Source organism: Leclercia sp. M50 (assembly GCF_037150775.1).
Classification (GTDB): domain Bacteria; phylum Pseudomonadota; class Gammaproteobacteria; order Enterobacterales; family Enterobacteriaceae; genus Enterobacter.
Genome location: NZ_JBBCPK010000069.1, coordinates 1 through 25,625, shown reverse-complemented (window position 1 = coordinate 25,625; position 25,625 = coordinate 1). Strand labels below are relative to the sequence as shown.

Here is a 25,625-nt window from a genome sequence, read left to right as displayed (position 1 = left end):
GCCTGACCGGCGGGGTGGTGAAAACCGGGACCTTTAATCAGTTTATCCGCGGCGGTATCGCCTTTGCGACGCCGCCTGGCACCCCGCTCGCGCCGAAATCTCAGCCTGGCAAGCACTTCCTGCTGCAGGAGAGCGAACCGAAAGAGTGGCGCACCTGGGGAACGGCCCTGCCACGATAACCCCTACGCTCCGGTGTCAACCCACCGGAGCGTTTGTGGTACACTGCGCGCCTCTTTGACTCCCTGTGGTGCGCTCGTGTCTCAACGTTCCGTCTATTTGCCAGAAGAATTTCTGGCACAAATGCGCCAGGCTCTGCCTGACCCTCTCTCTCTTGATGCGTTTATCGCTGCCTGCCAGCGCCCGCTGCGCCGCAGCCTGCGCGTCAATACCCTGAAAATCAGCGTGGCGAATTTTCTCACGCTTGTCGCCCCCTACGGCTGGCAGCTCACCCCTGTGCCGTGGTGCGAAGAGGGATTCTGGATCGAGCGTGACGACGAAGAGGCGTTGCCGCTGGGCAGTACCGCAGAGCATCTGAGCGGGCTCTTCTATATTCAGGAAGCCAGCTCCATGCTGCCGGTTGCTGCGCTGTTTGCCGATGGCAATATGCCCGCCCGGGTGATGGACGTGGCGGCCGCCCCCGGCTCCAAAACCACCCAGATCGCCGCGCGGATGAACAACCAGGGCGCGATCCTCGCCAACGAGTTCTCCGCCAGCCGCGTTAAGGTGCTGCACGCGAATATCAGCCGCTGCGGGATCAGCAACGTGGCGCTCACCCATTTCGATGGCCGCGTGTTTGGCGCCGCCCTGCCGGAGGCTTTCGATGCGATCCTGCTGGACGCCCCCTGCTCTGGCGAAGGGGTAGTGCGAAAAGATCCCGATGCGCTGAAGAACTGGTCCGTTGCCAGCAACCTTGAGATCGCCGCCACCCAGCGCGAGCTTATCGACAGCGCCTTCCACGCCCTGCGTCCGGGCGGCACGCTGGTCTACTCCACCTGCACCCTTAACCGCGATGAAAACGAAGCCGTTTGTCTGTGGCTTAAGGAGCAGTATCCGGATGCCGTTGAATTCCTGCCGCTCAACGACCTGTTCGCCAGCGCCGGGGACTGCGTTACGCCTGAAGGCTTCCTGCACGTCTTTCCGCATATTTACGATTGCGAAGGCTTTTTCGTGGCGCGCCTGCGTAAAAAGGCCGCCGTTGCACCGCTGCCCGCCCCCAAATATAAGGTCGGAAACTTCCCGTTCACGCCCCTTAAAGCCCGCGAAGCCCAACAGATTACTGCCGCCGCTAACCAGGCGGGCCTGTTCTGGGACGACAATCTGCGTCTGTGGCAGCGAGATAAAGAGGTGTGGTTATTCCCGACAGAGATTGAGCCGCTGATCGGCAAAGTGCGCTTCTCCCGTCTTGGCCTGCGCCTGGCGGAGACGCACAACAAAGGCTATCGCTGGCAGCATGAAGCGGTGATCGCGCTGGCAGGCCAGCACAACACCTTTGCCTTAACCCAGGCGGAAGCGGAAGAGTGGTATCGCGGACGCGATGTCTGGCCGCAGGAAACCCCGTCCGGGGATGATGCGGTAGTGACCTGGCAGGGCTTCCCAATAGGCATGGCGAAAAAAGTGGGCACGCGGCTTAAAAACAGCTATCCGCGCGAGCTGGTTCGCGATGGCCGCTTGTTTACCGGTAACGGTGAAGCGCGCTAAAAAAAGCACTTTTTTACTGGCGCTTTTGCTCTTCATTGTCCAGGCTGAAAAGTGGGCGACTATACTGGTCGTACCAGAACACAGCGTGATCATGGAGAGCATTATGACGAAAACCAATGTGCGCATTGGCGCATTCGAAATCGATGATGCCGAGTTAAGCGGCGATACGCAGGGCGAACGAACGTTAACCATCCCCTGCAAATCCGATCCCGACCTTTGCATGCAGCTCGATGCATGGGATGCAGACACCAGCGTCCCGGCAATCCTCGATGGCGAACACTCAGTCCTTTACCGTGAGCATTACGATCAAAGTTCCGATGCCTGGATCATGCGCCTTGCCTGATTCAAAGAGAACCCGCCCGCAGGCGGGTTATTTATTCTCATAATCTCCTCTTCCCTGAATCATCCCCTACAATATCAATATGGTAGTAAATGCTGAGGGGCATGATGTACGCACTGGTGTTATTTATCTGTTATCTGGACGCAGGCTGTGAAGATCTGGTGGTGGATGTGTATCGCACCGAACCGCAGTGTGAGGCCTCGATGGACGATCAGCGTATTCGTCACGGCGGCTGTTATCCGGTTGAAGACTTCATCGACGGCTTCTGGCGTCCGGCGCAGGAGTATTCCGACCTGTAATCACTGTAGCTGCGCCAGGGTCAACGCGCCGCCAAATACCGCCCCGGTGTCGATATAGTGCAGGTTCTGGCAGTCATAACGTGTTTTGAGCGGTGTGTGCCCGAACCAGAAGTGATCCGCCCCAGCGATCCCCGCCTCGTTGCCGCTCATCAGTTCCCGCAAGCGTGCCCTGTCCCAGAGGACGCTTTGCTTGTTGACCGGCTTGTCCCGCACGTAGTGGGAGGACGGGTAATTGGCATGAGCAATAACATTCACGCCGTTGGCGCAGGCAATTTCGATAATCCACGGCAGGGTCTCACTGCGCCTGAGCAACGCCAGCGCCTGCGCCTGCTGTTCACCCTTTAATTGTGCTAACCAATTGCCGCCATTCATCATCCACAGGCCAAAATCATTATTCTGCAGCGCGTCCAGCGCCATCTGCTCATGGTTGCCCCGCACGGCATAAAACCACGCTTCATTTAATAACTGCAGGCATTTCACGCTATCCGGTCCGCGATCGATTAAATCGCCAACGCAAATAAGTAAATCCTCATACGGGTTAAAATGCCGCTGCCGCAGATCTGCCATAAGCATTTGATAACAACCGTGAAGATCGCTTACCACCCAGACGTGTCGCCAGTTGTGACCATCAAGATTGAGATACATAGCGCCCCCTCATGATCAGTATAGCCCCTGGAATGCTGACAATAAGATGAGCGGTAACTGGGGTTAGGAATAACCTCAATCGACATTAAACAAAGCGGAAATAAAGGTTTAGCAACGCTTAAATGATTATCCGATGGCCTTTAAGATAATTGCAGAAATATAAAGAGGTCTTCATCGTGTCTAATACCATCCTGCCTGCTGAGCTGTCTTTAACGCACCGTTCTTCTGTTATTTTCGCCCTGGCGAAGGGCGAGTTTATGCCCGGCCCGCTGTGGCATAAACGCGATTACAGGCTGAAATTTTTCCTGCGCTCCCTGCTGTTCTGGTCCTCAACCACCCGCATGCTGGAGACGCTCTCCCGTCGCGATGATTTTCCGCTGTTGTTAAAAGCACAAACTACGCTGCCGGTGAAAACCCAGCGTCAGTATCTCACTCGCGGATTACGTGCCGGTGAGCGGGCCAACGCCATCCTGCACCATTACGCCTGGCTTGATGCGCTGCCGGACGCCAGCCTGGCGCGGAGCTTTAGCAGCCCGACTCCACTTTCGCTGCTGCAGTTCGCCACTAAAGACGATGCGCACTATACGATTTACGCCAGCAGCGCGGTGAAGGCCGAACGCGAGGGCGAAACCACGCTCTGGCTACGGGCCGGGGATAACACCCTGCTGGCGAGCCTGACCTTCAGCGTTGTTGAGGAGAAGGGCCAAAGTGCGCTGGTGATTGGCGGCCTGCAGGGGCCACGAAAAGACGTAGGGCGGGAGACGATCAAAAATGCCACCCGCGCCTGTTATGGCCTGTTTCCAAAACGGATCCTGCTGGAAGCGATCTTCAATCTGGCGAAGCAGTCAGGTATCAGCGCCATTTATGGTGTGAGCGATGAAGGCCATGTTTTTCGCGCCCTGCGCTATCGTCTGAGTAAAGGTCGTCATCTGCATGCCAGCTATGACGAATTCTGGCAATCGCTGGGCGCTAAGTCGTGCGGTGCATTTCGCTGGGCCCTGCCAGCAGGTATGGAGCGCAAAGCGATCGACAGCATTGCCAGTAAAAAACGCGCGGAATACCGCCGCCGTTTTCAACTGCTTGATGAGATTGAATGCGGCATCAGCGCACGTTTTTGCCGCTAATCTCTGCTTTCATCGGTAACAGCCAAAAATTTAACAAAACCGCTAAAAAGCACTGGACTTCCGCCGGGCGTAGTGTGGTATGGTTTAACGAAGAACAGAGAATGTTGCCCATCTGTTAAAGTCCGCAACGGGAAAAGGCGTTTACTTTCAACAGATAAAAAGAGACCGAATACGATTCCTGTTTACGGCTCAATCTCTGTTCTTCGTTATATTTCAATAAGTTACCATAGAAAGCCCACCAAAATAAGCGTTACAACACTTACCATTGCGTTCTTTCAAGATCAAACCGTTACTCACTTATTCGAGTGAGCGACGAGTAAACTTCGTGTATCCCTCGCCCATCCCAAATAACATAACTTGATCGCCTACGTGCGATACGCCGTTGTGAAAACTTTGCGTAGCTCCTTCCAGAAAACAAAACCGCTCGTTTACATCACCAGCCTACCCTGGCAAAATCGCTACCGATCCGTTTGTAAGATTTAAAGGTGCGCACCGCTTCTTATACCGGAATGTCATCAGCATCAGTGCTGTTGATAAAGAACGTCACCCTGCCCATCACCTCGACTTCTTCGGCCGTTGCGCCCTCAATCGCTTCGCCGTCATCACAAATCAGCGCCTTGCCCCTGAGCTTCGCAAACTGCGTTCGGCCACCCGACAGGATCAGCAGAGTCTGCCCCTGCACCAGCCTGGTAACCGGCTCGATAACGGCAAATCCGGACGATGTTTCGAGGATGCGGCTGTCCATGCCTATACCGCAGATAATTTCAGGAGATAAACGAGGGGCTACGTAATCAGCCGCCGGTGAAGGAAACCCCATCAGAGCACCCTCCCCATCGTACGCAGCATCCACAGACGGTTCTCACTGTCGTCCGGCGTCTTATCGACGAAGAATTCCTGATATCGCTCTATCCATTCATTGGCGTCGGCCTGGCTGAAATGCCAGTGCACCTTAGCCAGCTCGCGGATAAAGTCGTCAGTGCGCAAACACTGGTAGCCCTTAGGGTTTAGCTGTATGGCAGCGACAAATGCGCCGTGAATGTCTGATTTGCGGGGCATGATCTGCACTCCTTTTACTGTTTTTATATACAGTAGTTTTAAAGGAGGTGCAGATCAAGTCGTTGTTACTGTGTGTGGTGGTTAAGCTTATTTAACATGAACTCAATGCTTAACTATGGCGAACTATGTATTAGTGACCAGATCAGGGCTTAACTTTAAACGCAGCCTCTGAATATCCACTTTGGGATGAGGGTTATCCGGCTGCAATTTAGCTGCCTGCTCAGATGCAATTAGGGCATCAGCATAATCACCGATTGCTTCGCTGTAGCGGGCAAGATCACACCATCCTAAAAAGCTTGTTCCCTCAACTACTACGCCAGCACGAGCAACATCTCGCGCTTCTGAAGTTTTCTTTGCTGAAAAAAGAATTCGTGCGAGGATGCGGTAAGCATTTCCATGACCTGGTCGCGCATTATGTACCGCTAACCTACCGTAAGCTTCCGCTTCTTGTAACCTGACTAATTTCCAAAGGCATTCTGCGATTAGGATAATTATTGCCTGACTGACTTTCCGTACAGATATCGCTCTTTGCAAAATCACAAGCGCATACTCCCAATAGCCATTGTCACCGGCCTTTTTTAGCAGTACAGATAAACAATCATCGTCAAATCGGCTTAAAAATATTTGAATCTCTGGCTCACGGAGTAAATGCCAATTACCGCTTGAAACCATTAACTCTGAAAAATTACTCTGATATAAAGGAGATACCTTCTCGAATTCAGAAATTTTTCTCAGGCATGCTTCCTTAACAGCCACCGAGCGTGATCTTTTCCCCATACAGTAAAAATATTGAGGTGTTTTACGCCGATTTCTTGCCAGCAGACTGCATTCATGGGCAGACAATGTCCCAGCTAACGCCCCTTCCACGAAAGTAGAAAGAATATCAACCTCATTCATGTATGCAGCAATGACGTGCCCAACAAGCGGCATCTTGAAATGAATAATGTTTTCTTGATCCAGTCGTTCGACATGTTTACGGTCCAATTTGAACAAAGGATCATAAGCAACGAAAACGGACTTTGCCTTTGATGCCCCAATTCGAGCATCCGAAAAGTCGCCCGACCAGTCCTGTCTGCTTCCTTCTGGGTATCGCGTATCCCAAGGGACTATACTGGCGTCCAGTGTTGCCTGAGGATTGAACGCAATGACGGATGCGCCGGGAAACGCATCAGCGAAGGTTAAGGCGGCAAAGCCTCCCATTGATGAACCGTACAAAAATACTTGGTCAAATTGGCTAACAAAATCCTGTAGTTCACTTGAACGAAAGAATTTGTGCAGATCTCTTCCACGATACCAGTCGACTAATTTAGGCTTAACCCCAATAACAGCATACCCAAGATTATGCAGCCACATCCCGCCCCATGGCTTACGAAGACCATTCGGGCGTGGACGGGTTGGATGTTCTGCGTTCTCAAAAGTAAAAGCTAGTTTCGTCGCCCCTACCAGAGGGATGTAATCAATAAAGTATCCAGGCAATTCATACGAAAGAAAGTCCTTTCCATTTTCATATTTACACTCTAAAGAAAACATACAACACCGATTAAATTCGTAAAAAACCATCACAATACATCACAGCTAAAACAAAAACAAAGGCGACATTCGGATTGCTATCTCAATACTAAATATTTACTGAAATTCCCTTTCCAAGATGGTGTGCGGCGAGGTAAGTAAGCTGCTTGTGATACCCATGTATGGCTTATAGGAAGATGGCTCCGAGCACCATCCTCTGGTAATAGTCAATACAGACCAACACGAAGCTTGAAATCGATCTCAGCGTTAGTTGTTCCGGCGGTAATGGTGGCTCCGGATACATTACGTAGATTGATGACAATTTCGTACGGAACTGTTTGACTGTTATCAACTATTGAGTCAACAGTACATCCACGGAATGAACCTGAATCAGGAGGCATAATGGTAAACGCATTGGTATTCTGGTCCGTAAGCTGGTGATAAATATATACTTGCTTCTGCGTATTGTTAGCCCAATCGACTGTCGGTATATACTTTAGCTTCACCACGTTATGAAATAGCGGAACGCCCCCATTAAAATCCGCCATTTTATTTGTGCTATTCACACAAGTCACTGGGGTTACGTTTCTCCCTCTGGCTGAACTGAAATCAACACGGTTTGAAGCACCTACATAAGATAGCTGACCAATCCCGGGATTTTGCGACAAGTTGATATAAGCATCCAGATCGTTGAAACGCCCCTCAATAAACTTACCTGTGGAAGCGAGACCGCCAGCCCATGTCTCAACGCGGAACACGGTGCGGTTTATTGCATAAGAGCACGCATTCTTCAGCATAACAGCTGACGTTCTGGCTTGCGTCGGATCTATAGCCTGTGTGATGACTTGGTTACTGTCCCAGTTTGGACCCGGGGTGGCCAAGCCATTGTCACGGAAAAGCACTGCTTTTTCACAGTTGGCAATGAAATTACAATAAACCTTATTGCCCTGCATCACGTTCGCCAGAGCATCCGCAACAAATACAATTGCGTTAGTACATGCAGAAATGGATGTCAGGCTGACCTCAGTATTCAAGAGCGTCGTGTCGGACCCGGATGTTTCCAGGATAAGGGCATCTCCACATTGCTGAATTTCTGAAATGTAAAGGTTAAGCAGACTTGTGCCAACAACCCGCAGACCATATTCAGCAAACCCCGAAATGGCAGGGAAGGACGATTTCCCTACAGAATTACCACCCGTCATTTTCACACCTTTTACCGCGCCAACGATGGGCTTAAAAGATGCTCTTGGGCTGGCCTCTGACGGCACACGTCTGTCCCACGTCAGATCAGATATTAGATATTCATCAATGAATGAAACAGTGATTTTATTTGGTGAACAGGCACTCTGGCATTTGGTTATTGCAGCAGTAGAATCGATATCCCGCGCAGCACCAAACCACTCCGGATGAGACTTCATTGTATTAGTCGTGAAAACCACGTTGCCAGCACCTGAGAAAACCTGATGTAACCCACACAGGATCCTGCCGACAGTGAGCGTTGCCCCCGCCTGCACATCAATAACAGCCCCCTTCTCAAACATCAACTCACATGCTGACATGTCCGTATTGCCAGATATTTTGTATGTGCCGGCTGGTACGAAAACGCCCGTACCAGAAGCATTCGCAGCTGCAAATGCCACGTCTGCAGCCGCAACACCTGTGTTATCCGCACCTCCAGAAAATCCAATCCAGGTTACTGGCGTTACCGCCCCACCAATAAGGCCTGCGCCACCGGGCGAGGCTAATTCCTGACGGAGAGCCGCGTCACCCACACTGACAAAATGTGCTGAATCATTCGCCCAAGAAGTGGCATCATTACCGGTAGTCGTGAACGGAAGGCTTGTTGCGGCGGTCAGTTTCCAGAACTCATTCTGATAGTGAATAAGCTGGTTATAGTCAGTGATGGTTAAAGGTCCACTGGTATATTCGCCAATAACCTTATATCCAGAACTTTGGATGAAAGTATTGAAACGCTCCTGCTGACTGAGCAACTGAGCTGAAAACGCCTGCTCCATCCCCCAGTAGCTTTTCCTGTTTCTGCCGAATCGGTCAGTCCAGATCGCTCGGGTAATGTCATTCAGCGCGTAATCAAGGTTCTGGGAGTTATCGAAAAGGTCCTTCGGATCCATGGACCCGATCGGGTTATTCGTGGCGTATGTGGTCATGCTCGCTCCGGGCATAAAAAAACCCGCCGAAGCGGGTCAGATAATTTTGATTGCTTTTAAGCGGCGTCGCCTGGGTATGTGGCGTCGTCATAGGCATATTTGCCGGGGTGATACTGAATAGCCGTCACCTGGCTGATCCCGTCGTTACCCGGAGATATCTCACCCACCAGCGCGTCATACGGAACCCGCACAGACGAGCAGAACAGCAGGCGCGGCGGCTCAATGTATGGGTCGTTCATTGCCCACATTTCCGGCTCCAGTGATGCGATGTACGGCACCGAGATGGTGAAGTCGTCAATGCGAGTCGGTACGACCATTGCCGATGCCCGGCCATCCTGATGCCGGATGATCACGCGTGGATTTTCAAACGACCAGTCCGGCGCCTCGCTGAGCGTCATGGTGATTTTGCTGCTGTCATACTTCATATCGATAATCAGGCAGCTAAGCGTCTGGCTGCCCGGGATATCGTCGGCCAGCACAATGCGATCCATAAACTCATAGCAGAGCGCATCCATCTCGGTCGAAGTGGTGTGCTGCAGGCGCTGCAGCTGGTAGCCCAACAACCGGCGCATGCCGATACGGTAGGCCCGGTCCTCGTCCAGAACGCCATCCAGCGTGTAGCTTTCGATTTTCACCGGTGTATGGTTGCCGGGCTGGCGACACTTCACGGTTTCTTCCGCCCAGGTGGTGCCGTTGATATAGGTCACGTCCACGCCGTCGTAATCATCCTGAGACGGGGCCTTAAACGCGGTCTGCAGTTCCTCGGTGGTTTCCTGCGGTGTGATCATGCCTACCCAGGGTTTGATGCCTTCCCTGCCGGCAGATGCCAGTCCATCAGACAGCAGGAAATACCCCATCCCCGCGTTGGTGATTTTTTGCAGCACCTCGAGCGCTGATTTGCTCTCCCCGCTCGCCCAGTCGAATTTCTCTCCGCGGGGCGTCCAGTAGGTTTGTTCCAGCGCATCAATCGCCGCCGTATCAATCTGGCTGGCCGTGAACCCCAGTGACTCCAGGACGTGGTAAAGCGCGCCGCTGATGCTCCGCGCCGTTCTGCCGCCGCTGTAAATCCGGGTTGGCGTGACACTTATCCGGCGATCGGACATGGCCGCCAGCCGGTTCCCTGTGCGCACGGTCAGCGCCATGGTGGTGACACCATCGTACTTCGTTGGGCGCTTGCTGAGTCGTGAGCGCAGCGCCTGCCAGAATACCTGGTCGCGTGTGCTACCACCCTTAACCGGTTCGGTTCGGCGCATCCGGATCTCATATTGGCCCGGCGACACACTGTAGCGATGCGTAAACCCGATCTGGTTTTCGGTACTGCGTGAATAGAACGGAGACTGCTGCTGCCAGGTGGTAGTGCCAACCTTGCGATACTGGATCACCAGGCGTACCGGCATTGAGCGCTTATTCCCCTGGTCGGTGTAACGCACCAGGCCGCTCTGGAAGTTGATGTTAACCTCGAATGCGTCCAGTGTTTCTCCGTCCGGGCAGGCCAGGAACGGGCCAACCCATTCGTAATCGTCGCTGACACCCGTCACGGTAGCATCCAGCAGCGTGCGCTCAGTGAATCCAGGCCATGATGGATCTGGAGTCGTGATGGTTTCACCGCCAGAGCCTGTTGTAACAGTTATCCGCTCTACAGTTACCGTCTGGCTATCCACAGCAGTTATCCTGAACTGATTGCCGGCCAGACCCAGGGAAAAGCGCTGAATGCCCTCCGGCAGTCCGGTGAATGGGGTGCCGGTGGCACTATTGTAGGCCAGGGTAATGTGCGCCCTTACCTCCGCCGTGCCGCCCGTTGATTTCACACCTGCTGTATTAACCGGAGCATCACCGAACACAGCAACGGGCAACGGGCTGTTGGTGATGCTTCCGCCAGCATAAGGACTGCTGGCCTCGCCGATTTCAAGCCGACCACTATTATCGCGTGCGACGAGGCCGGAGCCGGATAGCTGCGAGGTGATCGAAGAAACCAGTCCCGACATGGTCACGTAGTTGGTAACCAGTGATACCGGGTAGGTTGTGCCCTGCCAGCTGATGCTGAACGTCACAGGCGTGCTGCTGAAATCGTATGACGTCGGCGCGGCACTGGCGGTGATTCTGGCGGCGCTGCCACCCACCCCCGGCACTGCCGGAACGCCCGGGACATAGCTGGCAATCACCAGGTCGTAGTCGTTGCCGTTATAGTTGAGGGACACCGGCATTCCGACCACTGGCGCCAGCTCCTCTACCCCGCCATAAATCACGCTGTAACCGCCGGACGACACAACCGTGTAAGAGTTTGGGGCCAGCACGGTTATAACCGTTCCAACCGTCCACGACGGAGGGATCTCCTCATCGCCAGACGACGATACGTCAACCAGCGTGATGGAGTTTCCTGCCACGACCAGCGCATCCGCGATAATACTGACCGTCTCCGGGCCGCTTGAGCCCAGGTCCAGCCCGGCGGTACCGGAGCCGGTATTGCCGACCTCTGGTGAGTTGAACCAGTTTTCAGTGCGCGTGTCGCTGGACACCGTGGCGCCAGGCGGATAGAGGGTATAACGCACGTCGGTACCAAACGCGGAAATTGGCGTATTACCGATCCGGATGTCGGACTGGTTAATCACCATATCGCCGACACCCACGCACAGGAACATGCTGGTTTCCATGCTGGTCTCATTGACGAACCGGCTTACCGGCTGCACGACGTAATCAGGCCAGACGCGATATTTGCCGAAGATTTCACGGATCGGGTCACCCAGTTTCGCCGCATTCGCTTTGGCCGGGTTGAGGTCAATCTGGTCGCCGCTGGCTGCCTGGGCACCGCCGCCGCCTGCCTGCGACATTGTGCTCATCATGTAGATGCTGTACGCAGCAGAGGCGACGGCTACGCTGACGGCAACCCAGATCGCGATTTCTGCGCCGGTACCGTACGGCACCGGATACATCCTGACGTCGGTCTCTCGCTTGATAACGCACAGTGGCCACTCTGCCGGCGGGACGGGGACACCGTCAATTTCAACCGCAACCGGGTGCTGCTGATCCGGTGCCCAGTCCTTCACGTTCTGCGCAAACCAGGCACTGAGGGTCATCGTTTCATGTTGATGCGTTTCCAGCGGTTCGCCCGGCAGCCGGGAGGGATAGATACGGATCGTCACTGGTAATACTCCACACGGACAAAGCGGCGCTCAAACCGCGCCAGCGGCAGAAAGGTCACGTTAGTGCGGGGATTGCACTCTGCAGCACGCAGCTGGCCGTCAATCTCAACCACGATGGCAACGTGTGTCACTACAGAGCCGGAATAACAGGCGATACCCGCGCCCGGAGTCGGTTCACATCGCGTCAGGCCCGCCATCAGCCCGCGAGCCTCCCGGTCAAGGCCGTTATCATCCTTCGTGATTCCGGCGAAATCAGGCCACGGCAACAGGCCAAGATCGCGCCTGATTTCATTGACGATGCCAAAGCAGTCCAGCGCGGGGTAAGCGCGTCCGCCCTTCTGCCACTCGACAGAACGGTATTTATCAGGATTGAACATGGTTATTTCCTACTGGAGGTAGCGGAGGCCCGGGAAAACAGGAAGCGTGTAGCGGTAGCGCGGCCATGCAGTATCGAGAATATTCAGGAAACCGGCTTTAATCTGTACTTCTGTCGCTTTCCAGTACCCGTCTTTAATCTGGAATACCAGAGGCGGCGCCGAAGGAAAACTCAAATCGGTCGAGATGTACTGCCGCATTATCAGCGTGCCGGCATCGAGGTTAGCCAAGGCATTGCGTATTGCAGTGGAAACGATGCCGTCAATGTTGCTGATGACGAACTGCAGATCCTGTGTGCCATCCTTATTTCTGGCAGGCAGCGCCACGGCCATAGCAGCAGCTTCGAACTTCACCGATGCGCCGGTTTCCGTGACAGCAGTGATATCCTCGAAGTTCTCAACCAACCAGTAAGTCTCGCCGCCGACCGCAATCTGCAGCGTGTTGAAGAGGATCTCACTGCCGCCGCTGGCATACAGCCTGTTGAGTGTTGGGCTTGTCATGCTTCCGGCCACTCCTTATTGAGCGCGTAATCAATAATGCTCTGCCCGACGATGAACTCGGGGAAATTACCCCAGCCAGGCGGCAGGATTGGGCGCTCCCACAACTCAAGGATTGCCGTGTATCTCCAGAACCCCAGCGCATACAGTACTGGCCCTTCGTAGATGTCCTTGAACCTGCAGACGTAGTCATCGACACCCATCGGCGTACGCATGCGCATATTGAACCACGCTGCGCCGTCGGTGATCACATCCCTGAACCACACCTCAAACAGCTGCGCCTGGGCATCGCTGAACACCCACGAAACAGACGCCTCAGTCGGAACCGAGGTGTATTTGCGACGCTGGCGCGTGCGGCCGGATGTCATGTTGGAGCGCTGTAGGGGGCTGACGGGTGTGAATCCATGCCCGGGGCGCTGCGGCATTGGCAGGTACTCATGGGGGTAATTGATGTCGGTTTGTTTACCCATTAACCGATCCTCCTTTTAGCGGTCCAGCCGCTTTGCAGGCCTTTAGAGACGTTTCCTTTCCCTGAGGCAAGATCTCCACTTATTTGCTGGTATACCTGCTTGCCACCACGAGCCACTGCCGCTTCTATCAGAGCAATGGTTTTTTCATCTGGATTGCCGTTGATTTGGATAGTCGGGCTGTAATTAAAAGCACTACCACCGCCACCACCCATATCGCGGTTACTGATGACGCGACCGTTATCGCCGGGGATCATGTACTGACTGCCATTGCTGGCTTTGAAAATCTCAGGCTTGCCGCCCTCGCCAACACGGTACATGGAGCTGGCCGATACCGGGCCGCCGTGTTCGCGTCCGCCACCATACGACATTGCGCCGATAGATGAGATCACCTGGCCGCCAGCTGCGGCTACCTGCGCCATTGCTGCCATGTTCCAGGGGAATGGTCCGGAGGCCATGGCGTTTGAGAGCGCAAGCTGAAGGTTCAGAGTGGACTGTGCAACAGCAAAGGCTTTGCTGATTGCGAACAGCGTCTTGTAAGCGGCATTGCTTTCGCCAGCGCTTTTGGACACGATTTCTGCCAGTCCAGAGAAACCTTCACCGATCCCGCCAAGCAGCATGTTCATCACGTCAACCTGACGCTTTGCCTCCTGCTGTGCAATGCTGATGCGGTCGTTTGATGCCTGCCTCGCGATGGCTGTCTTTCCGTCCTCATACTGCTGAGCGTTAATCACACCCAGCTCCTGGTATTTAGCCAGAGCTTCGAGCTTGCGCTGCTCTTCCTCGTTTACCTGCGCGGCGGGATCTTGCGCTTCATCGATGTAGGGATCGCGTTGAACTTTTGAGGCCGCCACCTCCTGATTGATAAACCGGGAGGCTTGCTCCGCCTGCTGACGCATCTTAATGGCGTTGGTTGTGTCCCAAATTTTGGCGGCATACTCACCCGCAAGCTTTATTTGGTCTTTGGTTGCGGAGTTTCAAGGTGACTGTTCAGCATTCAGGATGGCATTCGCCCGAGAAAGATCCTCTACACTATCAGCTGACAACGTAGCCTTCTGCTTCAGATCATCCAGTTTTTGGTTAACCGACTCTTGAGCTTTTGCGTACTGCTCAGTCTCTTTCTGTACCGCAGATTTTCCGCCTTTCGCTTTGCTTCCAGTAGAGGTTCCAGTCGTTTTGATCTCGATCGGCTTGGTGTTAGCTGCCGCTTGCGAGGCTTTTGACACTGCCGCCAGATCTCCAACCAATAAGGCTGCTTTATTACTCAGGCCAGCAATCGCTTTACTTTGCGCCTCCCAGCCATCAAGCCCGAGCCATGAATATGTTCGCGCTCGGCGCTCAAACATTTCGGCGGTGCTATTAAGATCTGAAATCTGCGCTGCTGCTGAAGCAGTTTTCCCGGTCAATCTATCGAGGGCAGCAGATATAGAATCAATAACAGCAACCAGCCCATTACTTGCACCGGTAGCCTGGTTCACTGAGTCGACCATAGAAAGGAACGAATTGGTCAAAGCGGTATTGGCTTGGGCCAGTGTACGAGGCAGCTTCTCGAACTCCGCATTGACGGACGCAGTTTGCTTCTGTATGGCGTTCAGTGCGTCTTCTGCCGTCAACTTTCCATCTAGCATAAGTTGACGCAGTTCGCCTATGCTTACGCCCAACCCGGCTGCTATTTGGCGCGCAAGTTCAGGCATTTGCTCAAGGATGGAGTTGAATTCCTCAGCCCGCACAACGCCAGACGAGATCGACTGGCCGAACTGACGGAGTGCATTCGCCATTTCCTCGGATGATGATCCACCGATACGCCCAATTTTCTGAAGAGTCTCGGTCAGCTGAATAATCTGTCCATTTGTCGCGCCGGTGTCGCGAAGAGCTGTGCTGAGAGTCTCCCATAACTTCGCCGTGTCCTGAAGCGATCCACCCGTCGCCGTGCTGATACGCATCAGGCTTTGCATAGTTTGCGCAGCTGTAGCTGCACTTCCTGTCAGTCTCTCTATGCGAGCAGTCAACTGGCTCATGTTGTCAGCAGCAACGAGGAATGCCTTACCCCAGTCAACAACGAGTGAAGCGGCGATAGCCCCGGCGACGCGGTTGATATTCGTCTGCAGCTCATCCATCTTTTTAGCTGCGTTGGTGGCTGAACTTCCTATCGAATCTAATGACTTATTGGCCTTCCCCTGCGCCTTAAGCAGGCCAGAAACATCAGCCTCGATGTCGTAATAAATCTCGCCTGCTTTTTCAGACATCTCTTTTCTCCGGGCATAAAAAAACCCACCGAGTGGCGGGTTAGTTATTCGTGTAGTTTATTGGCATCGTTCGGTGTAGGACGGCGGTGGAGGTGTATCTTTAGAGCTGAGGAAGTGATCGCCAAGGCTGTAGTCGACACCTTTTGAAAACATCCCTTTCGATTTCATGTTCAGCTCAACGAGGAATGGATGGAAGCCTGCATAGGCACCGAAACCATTCTTTCCGTTAATCTCCCCGCAAACTATAGCAATGACACGGCCATCTTCAGCATCGGTCATTTTTGCAACTTTCACATTGCGGAACTGCGCGCTACCAGGATCCAGTAGATTGGCTGAAACTTCAGATTGCGCCAGCGAAATTGCCTTTTCCTCGCCCGGCTTGCAGCCAGCAAGAGCCAGCGGAATAGCCAAAGCCAAAAGTATTTTCTTCACTCTTATCCCCTGAGTTTTATTGTCGAGCCATATTACGCCCGGTCAGGCGATTACGGTACATCCATTATTAACTCAGGCGGATTTCTTTGCTGATTTTTCGCGCTCAATCATTTTCTGCCAGCGGCGATCGTCATCGTCCATAACAGCGTCGTACTCCTCACGGGTGAAACCTTTCTCGTCCGGATATTTGGCATTCAGCATCATGGCAAACTCGGTCATGGTGAGATTTTCTGCCTCATCCCTGCTGATCCCGAAGTGGTTTCGCGCTGCCATGATGTACTCAGTGGCGTGAAACTCTGTCGTCGAGACCTTCCCTTCGTGCTTCTGAAGTTTCCTCACCCGGGTGCGGCCTATAATTCCGTGCATCATGAGCGACTGCGCAATGAGAATCAGGTTTTCAGGTGGTAGCACGCCGCGGCGCCACACGAACGTTCGCTTACTGGCTTTAGCGATGTCATGCCATCCAACTAATTCCGCTACATCCTCATCGCAGCATGACTGAATCACATTAATGGCTGAAAGTAGCGCCTCACGCACAAAGCCAGCAGATTGGGCAGCCTCGATCGCCCACCCAGGCAAATCGGCATCGCCAAAATAATGGGCATAGAACAACCTCTGATGCTCAGGTATTGCTCTGTGAATGCTCCTTGCTTCGTCCAACAACCTCGCAACGTCATTATTGAACAGGGCATAGAAAGCCCTGACGATGTGCGCTGGTTCACCTATACGCGACATATTGCGAAAGGACGGGCGAAAGAAATATTCACGATCTCCTGCGCCTATAACGCACTCACCAATTTCTTTCAGAGGGGTCATAGAAGTCTCCATAATTATTATCAAGGGCAGCGCGCTGCCCTTTGTAGTAATTACGGTGCAGCTGTAACGGTAACCACGCACGAATCACTGAAACTGCCATCAGCTGTCGTAGCTGTGACAGTCGCAGAACCTGCTGCTACGGCTGTAACCAGCCCGGTAGAGCTGACCGTTGCGAATGTGGGTGCTGAACTTACCCAGGTGATCGCCTTATTCGTTGCATCAGGTGGTTGAACCGCGCCGCTAAGTTGCTGAGTGGTTCCCTCCACCAGGGACGCCGTTGCCGGAGTTACGTCCACGCCAGTGACTGCGATGGAGTCAGCAACCTCAAACACGACGGTGTCAGCGTCGTAGACCTTCCACTCTCCGGAGAAGGTGGAAATGTCATTCGTACCGAAGTCACCAGACCACGCCGTGGTGTTGAAGTACCCCATGATGTAGGTGCCGGCATCTTCGCCAGCAAAATCGAATCTGACCCACAGAGTCGGCTGGCGACCGGCTTGCACTTCATCGAAGATGTATTTGCCCATTCTCCAGGCACCAATCTCTGTGCTCTTGTCTCTCTTACGAGCCTCACCTTCACCAGAAATTGTGATGTCCATATTGTTGACCAGATTCTCAACAAGGCCTTTAGAGTCATCGGCCTCGGAGTTGATGGTGTTCATCGAATAATCGAGACCCTTGGTCGTCATAGCGCCCAGGCGTTTCCATTCGGAAAGCGCGGGCACCGCGTCGGGGCAGCCAAAGGCCATGCGTAGCACAGCTACTTTCCCGATCAGCTTGCCAAAATCATTAGCACAGCCTTGCATGTGTACCTCTCAAATAAAAAAGGCCGCCGGATGGTAGCCTGATGGGTTGATGGTGGGGTTACTCGCCGTATACGCACATGAACTGCAGTCGGAAGACCAGGCGACCCTCTTCGGTAAGAACAGGTGCAGGCAGGTTTCCGAGGTTTTGGATTAGCCCGAGGCACTCGTCGACAATGTCGTTCTGTTCGACGTAATCGATAAGCTCCTGCGCCTTCTTTGCTGTCGCCCCTCGCTTATCCTTCGCCCCCACTACATCAACCATGACATAGTGGTCAGAGCCGAGATCGTTACGAATATCGGTACCGCCATTTGGGCGAAACACGATGAAGGAGTCAGCGAGATTCTTTGTGTCTTCGAACGCCAGCAACTGAACAATGCTGCCAGTTGTAAGCCCGGCATCCACAAAGAAGTTACGGACGCGCTCGTACATGGCTGGCATCATACTGATAGCTCCTTGCGCATAACGGCGTCTATCTGGCTGCGGGTATCCTCAAAGCCTTTGGTGAGGAACTCTTTCTGTGCGGTAGCGCGGCGGAAGGTTTGCGGCACGTTAGGGTCGTGAACGAAAACAGCGTAGTTCGCCGTGTATCCCACCCGACCTGTGAGACGAACGCCCTGATTAACTAACTCTCGATACTGGCTGTTGAGCAGCGTCGAGGTGTCGATAGGCGTGTAAAGCGCGGCCTGTGAACTGCCAATTATCATTGCTGACTGTAGCGCCCGGACAACCTTTCGCCCTTTCACGTCGTTTATGATGCGATTGAGCCCGGCTTTCGACTGCTTAACACCGCGCACTTTGATGCCCATGGTTTTCTCCTGGCAATAAAAAACCCCGCCTGAGCGAGGTTTGGTAACATTCAATAGGTGAATCAAAAAGGGAGCATTGCGCGGATTTCAGCGTACCAATGATTAACCACGGGGATGTCCTCCAGGAGCCAGAAACCTAAAATAATCATCGCCATGCCCATTACCATGTGAAAGATAATGCTGAACCAGAATTCAATAGGTTTTTCATCAACGTGAATGTACTCTTTTCGGCTCGTTCCTTTGAATGTTTTGGTATAAACGCCCCTACGACAGTATACAAATGATTGGACCAGGGAGATTGGACCAACCAAAAAGACCGCGCATACCGTGAACCAGTACTGAAACCCCATTACCTGTCATCCCATTGATATTTTGGTCCATTATTACACAGGTTTATCAGATTCCCGTCAGTATGGCGTAATCATCCGCCACCCGCTCAAACGTGTCGGCGTAGCGGATAACCTGCCTCACCTCGTCAGCGCCAGCAGCAACCGGATCGGCGTCGGCAGACTCACCAATCAGCAGGTAATCACCAGCGCCGGCCAGCGCATACTCAGTCCAGACGGTGTTCTTCACGACGACTTCAGCGCCCAGGCTGCCGATACGCTTTGACAGGCCGCCCTCATAATCGACCATGATGACTACCGGTGCGGCGTAGCCGTTTATGGGATCGCCATTCTCGTCCCTGCCGCCAGCGCCTTTGCGCCAGATGGTGGCTTTGGCGGTGTAGGACCAGTTTGCAACTGATGACATCAGTCCTCCTTCCAGCGCAGCACTTTCGCGCCGGTCTCCCGAATGCGCGGGCAGTTGATGAACCACTCGCCGTCCGATTTAACATAGCCGGTGGTCTCCCGCCCGGTGTCGGTAAGCACCCAGACGCGGGTGAATGAACGTGGCAGCCGGACGCTCACAGGTATCCAGGTCATCAGCAGCCCCCGACTACCATGAACATGCCGACGCTGTTACCGGCGCTAATCGGCAGCTCACCGGTGCAGCCGCTCGTATCGAGTCGGCCCAGTGAATCGCGCAGCCAGGTGATGCTGTCGTCGCCGTACTCAAACGAGCGTGACGCGCCAGACGGCGCACCCTGCGATTTGAGGCGGCGCGCGCCAGACGACGTAGCCATTAACGCAGCGGCGTACATCAGGATCAGCTTCGCGGTGCAGTCGTCATACCCGGCTCCGTCGAGGCACGGGATGATTTTATTCACCACGCAGAGGATCGGCTCCAGCAGCGCTCCCGGGATGGAGTAACCCAATTCACCGAGGAACGCCTGCACGTCTGCCGCCGTGATTGGGTCAGCCATGGTTATTTCGCCTTCTTGGTTGCTTCTGCCAGTGCGGCCTCTGCATCTTCAGCGCGTTTGGTCACCGCCGCGAGCTGCGCATCGAAAGCTGCCTTCTCTTTCGCCGCCTGCTCGGTGAACTGTGATACCTGCTCCAGCGCCTCATCGCGAGACTTGGTCACCGCCGCGAGCTGTTCCTGCAGATCGCCTGATTGCGGCGAGGCCACCGTGGATGACTCGTCAAAGAGCTTCTCACCCTTCTTCTTTTCGGTGTCTTTTGCCTTGCCAGATGCCTTCCAGCGCGCCGCCGTCGCATCGTCAACTTCAACTACCGCACCAACCTCCAGTTTGCGGAGGTTGGCACCGGCGAAGACGTTACCTGCTGTGATTTCTACCAGTACCATAAGGCCCCCTTAACCGTGAGCGTACAGAACGCCGTGTTTAAGATTGATGTCCTGCTTGACCATCAGGCCAGCAGCACCCCAGGTACGCCATACATAGTCGCTGTTATAGAACGGGCGTGGATCTGCGACGGTACCAACAGCCTGACCAACAACCGGCGCGATAACACCTGCCGCCAGCGGAACAATCAGGATCTGGTTTCCGGTGAGCTCGGCATCCTCTTTCACCGCGGCAATACCAGACAGTTTCAGGATCTCTTCCAGTACTGTGCGGGTCTTGTTCTGGGTGTCGTAGTACTGCTCCCAGTTGGACATGATTTCGCTGGAAACGTACCAGGTCTGCTGGCCGTACTGGTTGTTCTGAAGTTTCAGCGTATCGCGCAGCTTAATCGCTCCGTTACGCATCGCTTCCGGATCAGTACTGGTGGCGAAGTTGATGTTCAGACCGGAAGCTCCGAGGTCAACCTGAGCTACGCGGTCGTCATTCTTCAGCCCTTTCCAGGTCTTGCCGTCGAATGTAACGAAGTTACCTTCTGAATCGCGGAAACCGTTGAACATGTAGTCGACGATTTTGCGACGCACATCATCAACAGAGCCACGCTGAGCGTCAGACAGGGAGGCCAGTGCAGATCCTTTGTTGAAGATCGGGTCACGCCAGTGGAACTTGAAGCCGCTGTCGTGCACAGGCACCATCGTCCCGTCAAAGCTGTACGCGCGAGCATCCAGCGCCGCACCAATCTGGCCGGACATAGAGGTATGAGCCCAGCCACGGCCGCCGGTGCGCGCATATTCATACACGGACTCTTCCAGGCGAACTGAGCGGGACAGCGGCATCAGGTCGTTGAGCAGAGTGAACTCGGTATTGGGTTCGAACTGCGCCAGAACGGTCTGATCGTACGCGCGGTACATGCGGCGGATGTCGTCCACCGCGTTCACTGCGTCCAGATGTCCGTTTTCACCGAAGCGGGCACGGGCAATGAAGTCAGCGACGGACTGCGCACTCATGTTGCGCGCCATCTCCAGCTCGCGGAACTGCGCCTGGTTGACTTCGAGGTTACCGGTGCGTTCACCGATAGAGCGGGAAAATACAAGCATTCAGGTACTCCTTACTTGATAACGATACGCAGCAGATCGCCTGCGACGACAGTGAGTGCCACGTCCTCTTCGACATAGCCGCGGACGTTGTCGGTAGATCCGGCCGCTTTAGCCATGCCATTGGCGATGGTCAGGGGCTGGCCTTTTTTGTAGGTGCCCGCCGCCGCGCGCACGTTCAGGAACATACCTTCCAGCGGGTGGATACCCACCACCAGCTCGCCGACCGGGATCGCGTCGTCGACAGTCTGACAGCGCAGATAGTCGAAATCGGCTACATACAGGATTGCCTGCTCATTGCCATCTACGGAGGCGGTGAACTTGCCGGCAGCGAAGAAACCGATGGTGCCTGGCTTGGTGGCCGCCGCCGCGGCGCCTTCGCGATTAAGAAGCGGGTTTGGGAAAATACCGCCCGCGTGAATTACGTGTTTTCCGTCTTTAGCCATTTTTTACTCCGGCATTTCGCTGACTGACTGGTTATTGGTAGCCTGGCGGAATGCACCATTCAGGCCGGTTGAGGTCTGGCACTGAGCAAACAGCTCTTTCAGCGGCTCGCCGTCCAGCGCGTTCACCGCGACATCGGTCATGCCGAACTTGGCTTTCACGGCGGCGCGCTGCTCTGATTTCTCCTTATCGGCGTTGACTGTCAGGCCAGATTTAACCGCAGCAAGATCGTCCGCGAATGGCTTAAACCATGCAGGGGCTTCCGCCTGGTTGTTTGCGCGCTCACGCTCTTCTTTCTCAGCCTTTTCGCGAGTAGCCTTCTCTTCGGGCGTTTCGGTTTTGGCGGCCGCCTTCTCTGCTGCCAGCTGGTTGTATGCGTCCATCAGCTCGGCGTCGGACTTGCCTTCGGTCGGCTTACCAGCGGCTTGCAGCGCATTGATAATCAGTTCTTTCATCGGATCGTTCTCTCCGTTGGTTTTAATCTCGTACTCAGTTGGTTTGCGCACGACTTCTACAGGCTCGCCGACGAATACGGCCTTACCGGCATCATCGATGAGGTACTTTTGCTTCAGGTATCTGGTGTCATCCCGGTAGATGAAGCTGTCGGGCCACACCGTTTCCGGCCAGAGCCACTTATCTTCGCCCGCTCCATCGCGCAGCTTGTCGCTGATGGCGCGCTGGATATCGTCGAAGGAGAAATTGGAGGCGTTGGTGAAGAAGAAGCGGGTTTTGTTCAGCATCCCTTCGCGGGTGCAGTCGGCGGCGTCGGCCAGGTTCGCCAGCTCGATCTCCTGCTCATCCCCCTCGGCATTAACGAAGATGCCCACGCCTTCATCCGGCGTTCCGGCGCCCGGCTCATCGAGCAGGACCGCCACATGGTCGAACATCATGTTGGTGGCGATCTCGTTGTACTTTTTGCCCTTCGACTCGCCGTTGGCGGCAATGCCGGAATACAGCAGCCCAGTGGAGATGTGGATCGGGTCGGAGTTGGTGCCGGCCAGCATTTCGTCCAGGCGGTTAATCAGGCGCTTGCCCTTCTCGCTGGATTCGGCGTACTGGCGATTAACGTACATGTCCCCCGTCACCTTGCCGTCTTTGTGGCTGACGTTCTGCAGCCAGGCCCCGACGTGGTATTCGTTCACCGCCTGGACATCGCGAGCCGACACGTGCTTGCCATCCACCTTCGGGTGGCCCAGCGGCATCGGGTTACGCTCGAGCGTGTTATAGGCCTTTTCGATTTCAGCTGCCGGGTACAACTTCCGGTTCATCACAATATCGTCCACGACAGGCGTGATGCCGCGAACCACGATATGTGGCTTGCCGTTGACGGTTTCGGTGGTGATGTTTGAAGCGGAGTTGACGACGGTCAGCACGTTAACGCGGTTGCGTTTCATGCTGGGTCCTCATTGGTGGATTTCAGGCAATAAAAAACCCGCCGATGCGGGTTCTTAAATTTCGATAGCCTATCTGAATTTCAATTCTTTCTTAGCATCGTGGGTAATTTCATGAATAACATTTTTTAATAGCTTCACTTTTTCATCATACACAACTTCTGATGGCATATTTTCATTGTACATGGAGTAATCTTGGGAATGAGATTTGTCAAAAAAATCATGGACAAGGTCATTGGTTTTTTTGCTAAGGGAAATCGGAGCTAACGCCAATTGACGCTGAATGGCAATGTGAAGATTAACGCTTCGTTCCCAGTCTAAATCTTCAGAAAAAGACCTACCCATGCGCTCTTTTCGAGAACGGTTCCTTGCATCTCTAAAAAATAACTGGAGTTCAAAAAGGTTGTTAACCAGATCGTTATAGGCTTGGTGTTTTCTTTCCCACCATTTGTCATGATAAAAGCGCTTAAGGGTAACTATTGCGGTTAAAAGTGCAGCAACCGCGCCAGTGATTATCCCAACTCCAACTTTTGACCAGAAATCCACAGCATCGAAAGCAGTTCCAGGCATAGCTATTCCTTATGAGATTTTGAAATCAATCATTTATGCCACTGCTTGCGCTCTTTCGCCAGCTTATCAGCCAGCCCTTCGTTAAATATGCTGCCGTCGTCGTTGAGCAGCACCGGGATCTGGCTGCAGTAGCAGTTGTACCGGTTGCCGTTCTCAGCGTAGAAATTGCGCACCTCTTCGGTGGTGTAGACCCTGCCGTGACGGCTGGCGTGCCAGCTCCGCGTCGTTGGCTTGAGCGCTGACAGCCACAACAGGCCGGTATTGAGCCCCAGCCGGTCAGCGGCCCAGTCAGTTTCGTTCCACTGAGCCTGCCGCAGCGCGCCTACCTGCTCGGTCTGGGCTATCGCCTTGGCCCGGCTCATCGACACATCGAGGCGCTTACTGATAACGCTGGCTGTTTCCCGTGGGTTAACCCCGCGCGCCACAGCATCGGTGATGATGCCTGTCAGGTCTGCCCGGGAGGCATCGCTGATCGCCTTCCAGTCGCTGAACGTTGTCAGCCTGGCGGAGGCGATTTGGTTTTGATAACCGGGACTGCTTAAAAGCTGCTGTAACGTCGTCTGGTTGGCGTAGACCTGCGATTGCTGCGAGAGGTTGTTAAACGCCTCCAGCGTACCGCGCTGCGCCTCAGCGACGACGTAATCCATGGCCCACTGATTCTGTTCGCCGCCCTCCAGCAGGTAATCATCCAGAATGCCCTGCACCGCTTCGAGCAGCTCCGCCAGATCCTGCGGGGTCATGTCATAGATGAACTTCCCGGCATTGACCTGGTAGAGCCTCTGATCGTCGCCGTTGACGTGACACAGGAAGTGCCAGCTGTGGCTGTTAACCTCTCGCTCTCGCCCGGTCAGGCGCTGGTCGAACAGGGCTTTCAGGGCTGACTTAATCGCGTAATACCGGTCCTCGATATCGCGCTCCATCCTGCTGACTGGTTTACGCGACATCGTGGGATCAACTTTCGACCGTGGTATTACCGGACTCTTCGGCTTCTGATTCTGGGTCGGCCAGTGGGTCAGGCTTTGGCTTATTGCCATCTGGCAGCACCTCGTCATCAAGTTCTGGCAGGGCTTGCAGCTCACCTGCCGCGCGTATCTCATTCTCGGTGATGGCTGAGCGGCCAAATGCGTTCGTCGATTTAACGGCGACGTCAGCCAGCTTATCCATGTTGGCAATCTTCTCTGCCTGACTCGGTGCCAGCAGATCGGACCATCCCACGGTGACCTCCTCGCCCCTGGCCGGAGGAATAAAGCCAAGTGTCCAGAAGCGTGTGACCACCTCAATGATGACGTCAGTCAGGAATCCGTTACGTCGACTCATACGGGTTTTAGCCCAGGACTTTGCGTCTTCAGTACTGGCCCGCTCGCCGGTCTGCATGCCAACCAGCTCTTTCACTGGGATCGGCACAGTAGCGCAGAACTCATTGAGCGCTGTTCGCCAGGTGGGTTCCGGGTCGGCAACGGCCACAGAAAGCACGCTGGTATCGCCCTCCTGCATGATGACGGCGCTGTCTGTGCTGTCATTCAGGCGGCGAACCTGGTCATCCATCCCCTCAAAGAGCTTGGCCTCGCTAACACCAAGCGCCCTTGCCAGTTGCGAGAAACTCGTCTTAGCGCTGAAGTTAAAGTTGAGTTGCCGGCTGGCGTTCTTCAGGAACCCCTCAGCAGCCCCACCAGAAACCTTTTCGAGGTCCAGCAGCTTGTTGAAGCCCTCTTCCAGCAGCGACTCGCCGGAATCAAGCCGCCCGTCATCCGAGCCTTCCGCCAGGATGATGACGCGATCGGGGTGAACGTTGATGATTCGCCCGGGCTGGCCGCTGCGCTGCTGCTGCACAGGTATCTCTGTAAACGAGTACATACTGACAGCGCCGTAGTCCTCACTGTCCTGGTCCTCGTTATAACTGACCGGGTCGAGCTGTGCTTCCCAGACGGGAATGAGCCGGACGAGCGCCAGTTCCTGCAGCCTGCCAACCATCGCCTTATCGACAGGATCCCACCACGGCTTACTGTCTCTAACCTGGATG

At 54.3% G+C, this 25,625-nt stretch carries 30 protein-coding genes and 1 pseudogene; 5 read left to right on the top strand and 26 right to left on the bottom strand.

Annotated elements, in window-relative coordinates; translation table 11 throughout:
• From WFM46_RS16645 to WFM46_RS16630, 4 genes are all read left to right on the top strand, one after another.
• Positions 1–179, top strand: a 179-nt coding sequence (locus tag WFM46_RS16645; protein ID WP_336998056.1) for a hypothetical protein, incomplete at its 5' end; no start/stop codon positions are given.
• 76 nt (positions 180–255) lie between these two features.
• Positions 256–1,698 (top strand): 16S rRNA (cytosine(1407)-C(5))-methyltransferase RsmF, encoded by a 1,443-nt coding sequence (gene rsmF, locus WFM46_RS16640; protein ID WP_336998054.1) that lies wholly within the window; start codon positions 256–258, stop codon positions 1,696–1,698.
• Between the two features lie 103 nt (positions 1,699–1,801).
• Entirely contained in the window at positions 1,802–2,041 is a 240-nt protein-coding gene (locus WFM46_RS16635) for a YebV family protein (protein WP_103181101.1), read from the top strand.
• Positions 2,042–2,145: 104 nt separating this feature from the next.
• The gene (locus WFM46_RS16630; protein ID WP_039030805.1) at positions 2,146–2,337 is read left to right on the top strand and encodes a YebW family protein; all 192 of its coding nucleotides are present in this window, start codon (positions 2,146–2,148) and stop codon (positions 2,335–2,337) included.
• On the opposite strand, the gene pphA is transcribed toward WFM46_RS16630, so the two are convergent.
• Positions 2,338–2,982 carry a protein-serine/threonine phosphatase gene (pphA, locus tag WFM46_RS16625; RefSeq protein ID WP_159339511.1) on the bottom strand — a complete coding sequence of 215 codons (645 nt, stop codon included), beginning with the start codon at positions 2,980–2,982 and terminating at the stop codon, positions 2,338–2,340. It lies immediately after the preceding gene.
• 176 nt (positions 2,983–3,158) lie between these two features.
• On the opposite strand from pphA, the gene WFM46_RS16620 reads away from it, so the two are divergent.
• A complete protein-coding gene (locus WFM46_RS16620) occupies positions 3,159–4,106 on the top strand; it encodes a VirK/YbjX family protein (RefSeq protein WP_231736520.1) in 948 nt (315 codons plus the stop codon).
• Positions 4,107–4,605: 499 nt separating this feature from the next.
• On the opposite strand, the gene WFM46_RS16615 is transcribed toward WFM46_RS16620, so the two are convergent.
• From WFM46_RS16615 to WFM46_RS16495, 25 genes and pseudogenes are all read right to left on the bottom strand, one after another.
• Positions 4,606–4,923: a hypothetical protein gene (locus WFM46_RS16615; RefSeq protein ID WP_336998053.1), complete on the bottom strand. Its 318-nt coding sequence runs from the start codon at positions 4,921–4,923 to the stop codon at positions 4,606–4,608.
• The gene (locus WFM46_RS16610; RefSeq protein WP_336998052.1) at positions 4,923–5,162 is read right to left on the bottom strand and encodes a hypothetical protein; all 240 of its coding nucleotides are present in this window, start codon (positions 5,160–5,162) and stop codon (positions 4,923–4,925) included. The genes WFM46_RS16615 and WFM46_RS16610 overlap by 1 nt, the downstream gene beginning before the upstream one ends.
• A gap of 123 nt (positions 5,163–5,285) precedes the next feature.
• Complete coding sequence (locus tag WFM46_RS16605; protein ID WP_336998051.1) at positions 5,286–6,722, bottom strand: hypothetical protein; 1,437 nt, start codon at positions 6,720–6,722, stop codon at positions 5,286–5,288.
• A gap of 176 nt (positions 6,723–6,898) precedes the next feature.
• On the bottom strand, positions 6,899–8,836 hold the full coding sequence (locus WFM46_RS16600) for a hypothetical protein (protein WP_336998050.1): 1,938 nt from the start codon (positions 8,834–8,836) through the stop codon (positions 6,899–6,901).
• Positions 8,837–8,892: 56 nt separating this feature from the next.
• On the bottom strand, positions 8,893–11,976 hold the full coding sequence (locus WFM46_RS16595; RefSeq protein WP_336998049.1) for a host specificity factor TipJ family phage tail protein: 3,084 nt from the start codon (positions 11,974–11,976) through the stop codon (positions 8,893–8,895).
• A complete protein-coding gene (locus tag WFM46_RS16590; protein WP_336998048.1) occupies positions 11,973–12,353 on the bottom strand; it encodes a nitrite transporter in 381 nt (126 codons plus the stop codon). Before WFM46_RS16590 ends, WFM46_RS16595 begins: the two co-directional genes overlap by 4 nt.
• Before the next feature lie 9 nt (positions 12,354–12,362).
• On the bottom strand, positions 12,363–12,851 hold the full coding sequence (locus WFM46_RS16585; RefSeq protein WP_336998047.1) for a DUF1833 family protein: 489 nt from the start codon (positions 12,849–12,851) through the stop codon (positions 12,363–12,365).
• Positions 12,848–13,318, bottom strand: a complete 471-nt coding sequence (locus WFM46_RS16580) for a hypothetical protein (RefSeq protein WP_336998046.1) — start codon at positions 13,316–13,318, stop codon at positions 12,848–12,850. Before WFM46_RS16580 ends, WFM46_RS16585 begins: the two co-directional genes overlap by 4 nt.
• Positions 13,318–14,214: a hypothetical protein gene (locus tag WFM46_RS16575; RefSeq protein ID WP_336998045.1), complete on the bottom strand. Its 897-nt coding sequence runs from the start codon at positions 14,212–14,214 to the stop codon at positions 13,318–13,320. Before WFM46_RS16575 ends, WFM46_RS16580 begins: the two co-directional genes overlap by 1 nt.
• A pseudogene (locus WFM46_RS16570) lies at positions 14,194–15,561 on the bottom strand (tape measure protein); the annotation flags it as partial. The gene WFM46_RS16575 and the pseudogene WFM46_RS16570, both read right to left, overlap by 21 nt.
• A 57-nt stretch (positions 15,562–15,618) precedes the next feature.
• Positions 15,619–15,993: a hypothetical protein gene (locus WFM46_RS16565; protein ID WP_336998043.1), complete on the bottom strand. Its 375-nt coding sequence runs from the start codon at positions 15,991–15,993 to the stop codon at positions 15,619–15,621.
• A gap of 72 nt (positions 15,994–16,065) precedes the next feature.
• Positions 16,066–16,809: a DUF6246 family protein gene (locus WFM46_RS16560; RefSeq protein ID WP_336998042.1), complete on the bottom strand. Its 744-nt coding sequence runs from the start codon at positions 16,807–16,809 to the stop codon at positions 16,066–16,068.
• A 50-nt stretch (positions 16,810–16,859) separates the two neighbouring features.
• Positions 16,860–17,615 (bottom strand): Ig-like domain-containing protein, encoded by a 756-nt coding sequence (locus WFM46_RS16555; RefSeq protein ID WP_336998041.1) that lies wholly within the window; start codon positions 17,613–17,615, stop codon positions 16,860–16,862.
• A 58-nt stretch (positions 17,616–17,673) separates the two neighbouring features.
• A complete protein-coding gene (locus WFM46_RS16550) occupies positions 17,674–18,057 on the bottom strand; it encodes a phage tail termination protein (protein ID WP_336998040.1) in 384 nt (127 codons plus the stop codon).
• On the bottom strand, positions 18,054–18,422 hold the full coding sequence (locus WFM46_RS16545; protein WP_336998039.1) for an HK97 gp10 family phage protein: 369 nt from the start codon (positions 18,420–18,422) through the stop codon (positions 18,054–18,056). The genes WFM46_RS16550 and WFM46_RS16545 overlap by 4 nt, the downstream gene beginning before the upstream one ends.
• A gap of 396 nt (positions 18,423–18,818) precedes the next feature.
• On the bottom strand, positions 18,819–19,175 hold the full coding sequence (locus tag WFM46_RS16540) for a hypothetical protein (protein ID WP_336998038.1): 357 nt from the start codon (positions 19,173–19,175) through the stop codon (positions 18,819–18,821).
• Positions 19,175–19,348: a hypothetical protein gene (locus WFM46_RS16535; RefSeq protein ID WP_336998037.1), complete on the bottom strand. Its 174-nt coding sequence runs from the start codon at positions 19,346–19,348 to the stop codon at positions 19,175–19,177. Before WFM46_RS16535 ends, WFM46_RS16540 begins: the two co-directional genes overlap by 1 nt.
• A complete protein-coding gene (locus WFM46_RS16530; protein WP_336998036.1) occupies positions 19,348–19,728 on the bottom strand; it encodes a DUF7370 family protein in 381 nt (126 codons plus the stop codon). Before WFM46_RS16530 ends, WFM46_RS16535 begins: the two co-directional genes overlap by 1 nt.
• A 2-nt stretch (positions 19,729–19,730) precedes the next feature.
• A complete protein-coding gene (locus WFM46_RS16525) occupies positions 19,731–20,111 on the bottom strand; it encodes a hypothetical protein (protein WP_336998035.1) in 381 nt (126 codons plus the stop codon).
• Positions 20,112–20,120: 9 nt separating this feature from the next.
• Positions 20,121–21,203, bottom strand: a complete 1,083-nt coding sequence (locus WFM46_RS16520) for a major capsid protein (protein ID WP_336998034.1) — start codon at positions 21,201–21,203, stop codon at positions 20,121–20,123.
• Positions 21,204–21,214: 11 nt separating this feature from the next.
• On the bottom strand, positions 21,215–21,646 hold the full coding sequence (locus tag WFM46_RS16515; protein WP_336998033.1) for a hypothetical protein: 432 nt from the start codon (positions 21,644–21,646) through the stop codon (positions 21,215–21,217).
• Positions 21,647–21,649: 3 nt separating this feature from the next.
• A complete protein-coding gene (locus tag WFM46_RS16510; protein WP_336998032.1) occupies positions 21,650–23,038 on the bottom strand; it encodes a DUF2213 domain-containing protein in 1,389 nt (462 codons plus the stop codon).
• Between the two features lie 69 nt (positions 23,039–23,107).
• Positions 23,108–23,605, bottom strand: coding sequence for a hypothetical protein (locus WFM46_RS16505; RefSeq protein WP_336998031.1), 498 nt, complete (start codon positions 23,603–23,605; stop codon positions 23,108–23,110).
• A 29-nt stretch (positions 23,606–23,634) separates the two neighbouring features.
• Positions 23,635–24,525 carry a phage minor head protein gene (locus tag WFM46_RS16500; RefSeq protein WP_336998055.1) on the bottom strand — a complete coding sequence of 297 codons (891 nt, stop codon included), beginning with the start codon at positions 24,523–24,525 and terminating at the stop codon, positions 23,635–23,637.
• Between the two features lie 31 nt (positions 24,526–24,556).
• A partial coding sequence (locus tag WFM46_RS16495) for a DUF1073 domain-containing protein (protein WP_336998030.1) occupies positions 24,557–25,625 on the bottom strand: 1,069 nt, incomplete at its 5' end.

Excerpts from the sequence above, each read along its gene's own strand:
- WFM46_RS16635 (WP_103181101.1), top strand. The coding sequence starts at position 1,802 with ATGACGAAAACCAATGTGCGCATTGGCGCATTCGAAATCGATGATGCC.
- WFM46_RS16630 (WP_039030805.1), top strand. The coding sequence starts at position 2,146 with ATGTACGCACTGGTGTTATTTATCTGTTATCTGGACGCAGGCTGTGAA.
- pphA (WP_159339511.1), bottom strand. The coding sequence starts at position 2,982 with ATGTATCTCAATCTTGATGGTCACAACTGGCGACACGTCTGGGTGGTA.
- WFM46_RS16615 (WP_336998053.1), bottom strand. The coding sequence starts at position 4,923 with ATGGGGTTTCCTTCACCGGCGGCTGATTACGTAGCCCCTCGTTTATCT.
- WFM46_RS16610 (WP_336998052.1), bottom strand. The coding sequence starts at position 5,162 with ATGCCCCGCAAATCAGACATTCACGGCGCATTTGTCGCTGCCATACAG.
- WFM46_RS16605 (WP_336998051.1), bottom strand. The coding sequence starts at position 6,722 with ATGGTTTTTTACGAATTTAATCGGTGTTGTATGTTTTCTTTAGAGTGT.
- WFM46_RS16600 (WP_336998050.1), bottom strand. The coding sequence starts at position 8,836 with ATGACCACATACGCCACGAATAACCCGATCGGGTCCATGGATCCGAAG.
- WFM46_RS16590 (WP_336998048.1), bottom strand. The coding sequence starts at position 12,353 with ATGTTCAATCCTGATAAATACCGTTCTGTCGAGTGGCAGAAGGGCGGA.
- WFM46_RS16585 (WP_336998047.1), bottom strand. The coding sequence starts at position 12,851 with ATGACAAGCCCAACACTCAACAGGCTGTATGCCAGCGGCGGCAGTGAG.
- WFM46_RS16580 (WP_336998046.1), bottom strand. The coding sequence starts at position 13,318 with ATGGGTAAACAAACCGACATCAATTACCCCCATGAGTACCTGCCAATG.
- WFM46_RS16575 (WP_336998045.1), bottom strand. The coding sequence starts at position 14,214 with ATGCGTCAGCAGGCGGAGCAAGCCTCCCGGTTTATCAATCAGGAGGTG.
- WFM46_RS16560 (WP_336998042.1), bottom strand. The coding sequence starts at position 16,809 with ATGACCCCTCTGAAAGAAATTGGTGAGTGCGTTATAGGCGCAGGAGAT.
- WFM46_RS16555 (WP_336998041.1), bottom strand. The coding sequence starts at position 17,615 with ATGCAAGGCTGTGCTAATGATTTTGGCAAGCTGATCGGGAAAGTAGCT.
- WFM46_RS16550 (WP_336998040.1), bottom strand. The coding sequence starts at position 18,057 with ATGATGCCAGCCATGTACGAGCGCGTCCGTAACTTCTTTGTGGATGCC.
- WFM46_RS16545 (WP_336998039.1), bottom strand. The coding sequence starts at position 18,422 with ATGGGCATCAAAGTGCGCGGTGTTAAGCAGTCGAAAGCCGGGCTCAAT.
- WFM46_RS16540 (WP_336998038.1), bottom strand. The coding sequence starts at position 19,175 with ATGTCATCAGTTGCAAACTGGTCCTACACCGCCAAAGCCACCATCTGG.
- WFM46_RS16535 (WP_336998037.1), bottom strand. The coding sequence starts at position 19,348 with ATGACCTGGATACCTGTGAGCGTCCGGCTGCCACGTTCATTCACCCGC.
- WFM46_RS16530 (WP_336998036.1), bottom strand. The coding sequence starts at position 19,728 with ATGGCTGACCCAATCACGGCGGCAGACGTGCAGGCGTTCCTCGGTGAA.
- WFM46_RS16525 (WP_336998035.1), bottom strand. The coding sequence starts at position 20,111 with ATGGTACTGGTAGAAATCACAGCAGGTAACGTCTTCGCCGGTGCCAAC.
- WFM46_RS16520 (WP_336998034.1), bottom strand. The coding sequence starts at position 21,203 with ATGCTTGTATTTTCCCGCTCTATCGGTGAACGCACCGGTAACCTCGAA.
- WFM46_RS16515 (WP_336998033.1), bottom strand. The coding sequence starts at position 21,646 with ATGGCTAAAGACGGAAAACACGTAATTCACGCGGGCGGTATTTTCCCA.
- WFM46_RS16510 (WP_336998032.1), bottom strand. The coding sequence starts at position 23,038 with ATGAAACGCAACCGCGTTAACGTGCTGACCGTCGTCAACTCCGCTTCA.
- WFM46_RS16505 (WP_336998031.1), bottom strand. The coding sequence starts at position 23,605 with ATGCCTGGAACTGCTTTCGATGCTGTGGATTTCTGGTCAAAAGTTGGA.
- WFM46_RS16500 (WP_336998055.1), bottom strand. The coding sequence starts at position 24,525 with ATGGAGCGCGATATCGAGGACCGGTATTACGCGATTAAGTCAGCCCTG.